Genomic DNA, 4755 nt, shown 5'->3' on the forward strand with positions numbered 1-4755 from the left:
GCCCATGTTGTCGCGCCCCGCGCCCCCGTCGGCCAGGTCATCGCCGTCCGAGGCGGCCAGCATGTCATCGCCCACCTGCCCGCGCAGCGTGTCATTGCCGCCGCGCCCGGCCAGCACGTCATCCCCCGGCCCGCCCTCGAGCCGGTCATCGCCCTCGCCGCCCAGCAGGGTCTGCGGCGCCGCCTCGTCCGGCTCATCGCCGTCGGACGACGGCGCCGGCGCGGGCACGGGTGGCACCGTGTCGGGGAAGGGCGCGGAGTCGGGCGGCGGCGGGGCCGTTTCCAGCGGCCCGAGCGTGACATCGACATGCGACAGGAAGCCGTGCAGCATCACTGGCAGGTCGTCCGCCTCGAACGGCTCTTCCGCGCTGTTGCGCAGCGCAAGGTCTTCCGCGCCGAAACGCAGCACGGCCCCCTGCCCCGTGCTCTCGATGTCAATTTGCGCGGCATTGCGCAGGAAAGGCCAGAGCGACAGGTCGAGCCTGTCCTCGCCAAGGGTGAAATCGGCGATCATGTCGCGCGCCCCGTCCGCGCGCAGCACGAAGAGATCCGCCCCCGGCCCGCCGCGCAGCGTATCCGAGCCCGGCCCGTCGCTCAGGATATCCTCGCCCGCCCCGCCGCGCAGGTCCCCGGCGGCGTTGCGCAGCGAAAGCATGTCGTCATCCCCCGTGCCGTCGAGACGCCCCGAAGCCGCCTGCGTGACCGCACCGGCCGCTTCGAAATCGACCCTGAAAAGGCTCAACCCCGCGTCACCCGCCGCGGTCGTCAGGATATCGAGCCCGCCGGCGCGGGCCTGCGCAGCCAGCCCCGAGACACCGTCGAGCGCCATGTCGGCCCCGTCCGCGAGGCTGTCGAGATGCACCAGCCGCCCCTCGGCCGTCAGGCGGAACAGGCTGAGCCCCGCATCCCTTCCGGCGGCCAGCACGAAGACATGGCCCTGAAGGCTCACCACTTCGAGCTGCGTCGCGCCGGCGAAACGCGTCTCCCGGTCGTCGATCACGTGATCGGCGACGTCGAGCGTGCCGTCCCCGGCCACGGCCAGCACGGTCAGGCTGGAACTGTCCGAGGCCGCGACCAGCAGGAAGGGCTGCCCGGCCACCTCGGCCGTGGCAAGCGCGGTGACGGTCTGTACCGGCAGGCTTTCGTCGCGGCCAAGGCTTTCGCCCCGCTCCAGCCCGCCCTCGGGCGTCAGGCGCGCGCCGGTCAGCCCATGCTCGCGCGCCGAGCCGGCAAAAACATGCAGCGCGCCGTCCAGCTCGACAAGCGCCATGTCAGAGACGTTCGCAAGGTAGGTCCCGCCGGTATCGTCCAGTGCCTGCACGGACTCGACCCCGGAGGCATCATCCAGCCGCACGGCGGCGATGCCCTGCCCGCCATCGGCGGCGGCCAGCAGGTACGCCTGCCCGTCCTGCCGCAGGCCCAGCAGGCTGGCCGCCTCGGCCTGGATCCCGCCCTCGGCAAGGTAGGCCGGCCGGGCGCTGCGCGCGCCGGCCTCCCAGCTGTCCAGCAGCTCGGCGATCAGCGCCGGGGGCAGGGCGCCGGGATGGCCGGGCAGGGGCAATTCGGTGCGCTGCCCGCTTTCGTGCCACCAGTCCTCCACGAGGGCCGGGCCGGCAGGGCCGGGGCGGATCAGCCGGGTCACGCCGGTGGCGTAATCGGCCACCGAGAAATGCCCGTCCGGCAGCGCCGCGATCGCCGCCGCACCCTGGGCGAATTCGAAGTTTTCTGCATGAACAGTGCCTGTATGCCGCAACCTGACCGGCATCGTCGCCACACCCTTTCCCGCGCCCCCACGCGGGGTTAAGACTGGGCGAAACGGCCTAGGGGCGGCTTAACGAATTGTGACCCCGAGACGGCATTCACGAACAGTTAAATGAAAATCCTGCGAAGCGGGATGTTTCGCGCGCGAAACACTGCATACGGCCCGGCTGTGCCGGCTCAGGCGCCGGGGCCGTGCTTGTGCAGGGTGTCGAAGCCGCGCAGCTCGGCCACCAGCGCGCCCAGCCTGTCCACCGGGATCATGTTGGGCCCGTCGCTGGGCGCGTTGTCCGGGTCCTGGTGGGTTTCGATGAACAGCGCCGAGACCCCGACGGCGCAGGCCGCGCGGGCCAGCACCGGGGCGAAGTCGCGCTGGCCGCCGCTGGTGGCGCCCTGCCCGCCGGGCTGCTGCACAGAATGGGTGGCGTCGAACACCACCGGGTAGCCGGTATCGGCCATGACCGGCAGGCCCCGGAAATCGCTGACCAGCGTGTTGTAGCCGAAGGATGTGCCGCGATCGCACAGCAGGATGCGGTCATTGCCGGTACTGGCGATCTTGGCGGCGACGTTGGCCATGTCCCACGGCGCGAGGAACTGGCCCTTTTTCACGTTGATCACCGCGCCGGTTTCCCCCGCGGCCAGCAGCAGGTCGGTCTGGCGGCAGAGAAAGGCCGGGATCTGCAGGACGTCGCAGACCGCCGCCGCCGGGGCACACTGGTCGGGCAGGTGGACGTCGGTCAGCACCGGGCATCCGAATTCGTCCCGGATGCGCCCCAGTATCTCGAGCCCCGTTTCCATGCCCAGCCCGCGTTCGGAGCCCAGCGAGGAGCGGTTGGCCTTGTCGTAGCTGGCCTTGAAGACGAAGCGCGTGCCGGTGGGCGCGCAGGCCTCGGCGATGCGGTCGGCCATCATCCGGGCGTGATCGAGACTTTCCAGCTGGCAGGGCCCGGTGATGAAGGCCACCGGGTGGGCGCCACCGACGGGGATGTCGCCGATGGTGACGGGGCGGGTGCGGGTGATGTCCATGGTTCAGAGCCCTTTCAACGCGGCCTCGATGCGGGGGATGTCCTCGGGGTTGTTCAACTCCCAGAAGACACGGCCGCGCCCCTCGACCGGCACGCAGGCCACGGGCACGCCGTTTTCGAGAAAGCGCAGCTGTTCCAGCCCCTCGAGCGTTTCCAGCCGCCCCTCGGGCCAGCCGATATAGGCCTGCAGCGCCGCGGGCCGGTAGGCATAGACCCCCACGTGATGCCAGACAGGGATGTCCCGCTCGGGCAGCTTGCCCGGGTCGATATAGGGGATCACCTCCTTGGAGAAGTAGAGCGCGTGACGCGCCCGGCCGAAAACGGCCGTGGTGCCCCCGACCCGGCCGGCCTTGCGATCCTCGATGAAATGGCCATAGGTCCGCGCGTCGCATTGCAGGACGGGGGTAGCGACCTGCGCGGCGGTATCCGCGCGCATCGCGGCGATCAGATCCTCGACGAACCAGGCGGGGGTGAGCGGCGCGTCGCCCTGCAGGTTGACCACCAGATCGGCGTCGATCCCGGCCGTCCGGACCGCCTCGGCGCAGCGTTCGGTCCCGTTGCGGCAGTCGGGGCTGGTCATGACGACCTGCGCGCCAAAGGCATGGGCCGCGTCGCGAATGCGCGCGTCGTCGGTGGCCACGTGGACGGCGTCGACGCCGCGCACCGCGCGGGCGGCTTCCCAGCTGAGGCGGATCAGGCTCTTTTTCGTCCCGTCGGGCAGGGTCAACTCGGCCAGCGGCTTGCCGGGATAGCGGGTCGAGGCATGGCGGGCGGGAATGACGACAACGGTTTTCATGGCTCACACCACCCCGGCGCGCAGGCAGTCATGCACATGCAGCACCCCCAGCGGACGACGCGCCGCATCCACCACCAGCAGCACCGAGATCTGGCGGTCGTTCATCAGCGCCAACGCCTCGGCCGCCAGCATGTCGGGTGTCACCGTCACCGGGTCGCGCGTGGCGATGGCCCCGGCGGTGCTGTCCAGCAGGCCGGACATGTTGCGGCGCAAATCGCCATCGGTGACGATGCCCTGCAGCGGCCCGTCCGCCTCGGCCACGGCGACGATGCCGAACCCCTTGGCCGACATCACCAGCAGTGCATCGCCCATCGGGGTGGCGGGGGCGACCAGCGGCAGGCTGTCGGCCCCGTGCATCAGTTCGGAGACGTGGCGTAGCTGCGCGCCCAGCTTGCCGCCCGGGTGGAATTCGCGGAAATGCCCCGCCTCGAAACCGCGCGCGCGCATCAGCGCCACGGCCAGCGCATCGCCCAGGGCCATGGTCATGGTGGTCGAGGTGGTGGGCGCCATGCCGATCGGGCAGGCCTCGGGCATGGCGGGCAGGGTCAGGCGGTAATCGGCATGGCGCATCAGCGCGCTGTCGGCCCGGCTGGAAATGCCGACCACGGGGATGCCGAAGCGCCGGGTATAGCCCAGCACCTCGACCAGTTCGGCGGTTTCCCCGGAATTCGAGATCAGCACGCAGACATCCTCGGCGGTGATCATGCCCAGATCGCCGTGGCTGGCCTCGGCGGCATGGACGAAATAGGCGGGCGTGCCGGTGGAGGCGAGCGTGGCGCATATCTTTCGCCCCACATGGCCCGACTTGCCCAGCCCCGAGACGATGACCCGTCCCTTCATGTCGAGGATATGCGCCACGGCGGCGGCGAAATCGGCCGGCAGATCCTCGGCCAGCCGGGTCAGCGCCTGCGCCTCGAGCGCGAGAACGGAGCGCGCGGCATCCGCGTGGGACGGGGGCGGGGCGGTGTCGGGCATGAAACCTCCTTGGGCGGGTTCCCGGGGCGTGGCGGCGACATAGCAAATCGCGGCGGCGGGCGGAATGTGTGTTTTGCCGGCCGCGCCTCAGCCCGCGTCGGCAAGCCAGCGGCGCAGCCGGTCGCGGATCGCGGGGGTCAGCGCCGCGCCCCCCAGCGTGAGGCTGCCATCGGCATTGGCCGCTGGGATGGCTGTTGTCGGA

At 70.9% G+C, this 4755-nt stretch carries 3 protein-coding genes and 1 pseudogene; all 4 read right to left on the minus strand.

Annotated elements, in window-relative coordinates; genetic code table 11:
* Positions 1 to 1764: pseudogene (locus ACH107_RS30125) on the minus strand (hypothetical protein); the annotation flags it as partial.
* A gap of 173 nt (positions 1765 to 1937) precedes the next feature.
* Positions 1938 to 2783 (minus strand): 3-deoxy-8-phosphooctulonate synthase, encoded by an 846-nt coding sequence (gene kdsA / locus ACH107_RS30130; protein ID WP_412509386.1) that lies wholly within the window; start codon positions 2781 to 2783, stop codon positions 1938 to 1940.
* 3 nt (positions 2784 to 2786) lie between these two features.
* Positions 2787 to 3578 carry a 3-deoxy-manno-octulosonate cytidylyltransferase gene (locus tag ACH107_RS30135; RefSeq protein ID WP_412509387.1) on the minus strand — a complete coding sequence of 264 codons (792 nt, stop codon included), beginning with the start codon at positions 3576 to 3578 and terminating at the stop codon, positions 2787 to 2789.
* Between the two features lie 3 nt (positions 3579 to 3581).
* Complete coding sequence (locus ACH107_RS30140; protein ID WP_412509388.1) at positions 3582 to 4553, minus strand: KpsF/GutQ family sugar-phosphate isomerase; 972 nt, start codon at positions 4551 to 4553, stop codon at positions 3582 to 3584.
* Positions 4554 to 4755: the final 202 nt, after the last annotated feature.

Source organism: Roseovarius halophilus (ex Wu et al. 2025) (genome assembly GCF_047086965.1).

Coding starts and splice junctions, on each gene's coding strand:
- ACH107_RS30140 (WP_412509388.1), bottom strand. CDS start 4,553: ATGCCCGACACCGCCCCGCCCCCGTCCCACGCGGATGCCGCGCGCTCC.
- kdsA (WP_412509386.1), bottom strand. CDS start 2,783: ATGGACATCACCCGCACCCGCCCCGTCACCATCGGCGACATCCCCGTC.
- ACH107_RS30135 (WP_412509387.1), bottom strand. CDS start 3,578: ATGAAAACCGTTGTCGTCATTCCCGCCCGCCATGCCTCGACCCGCTAT.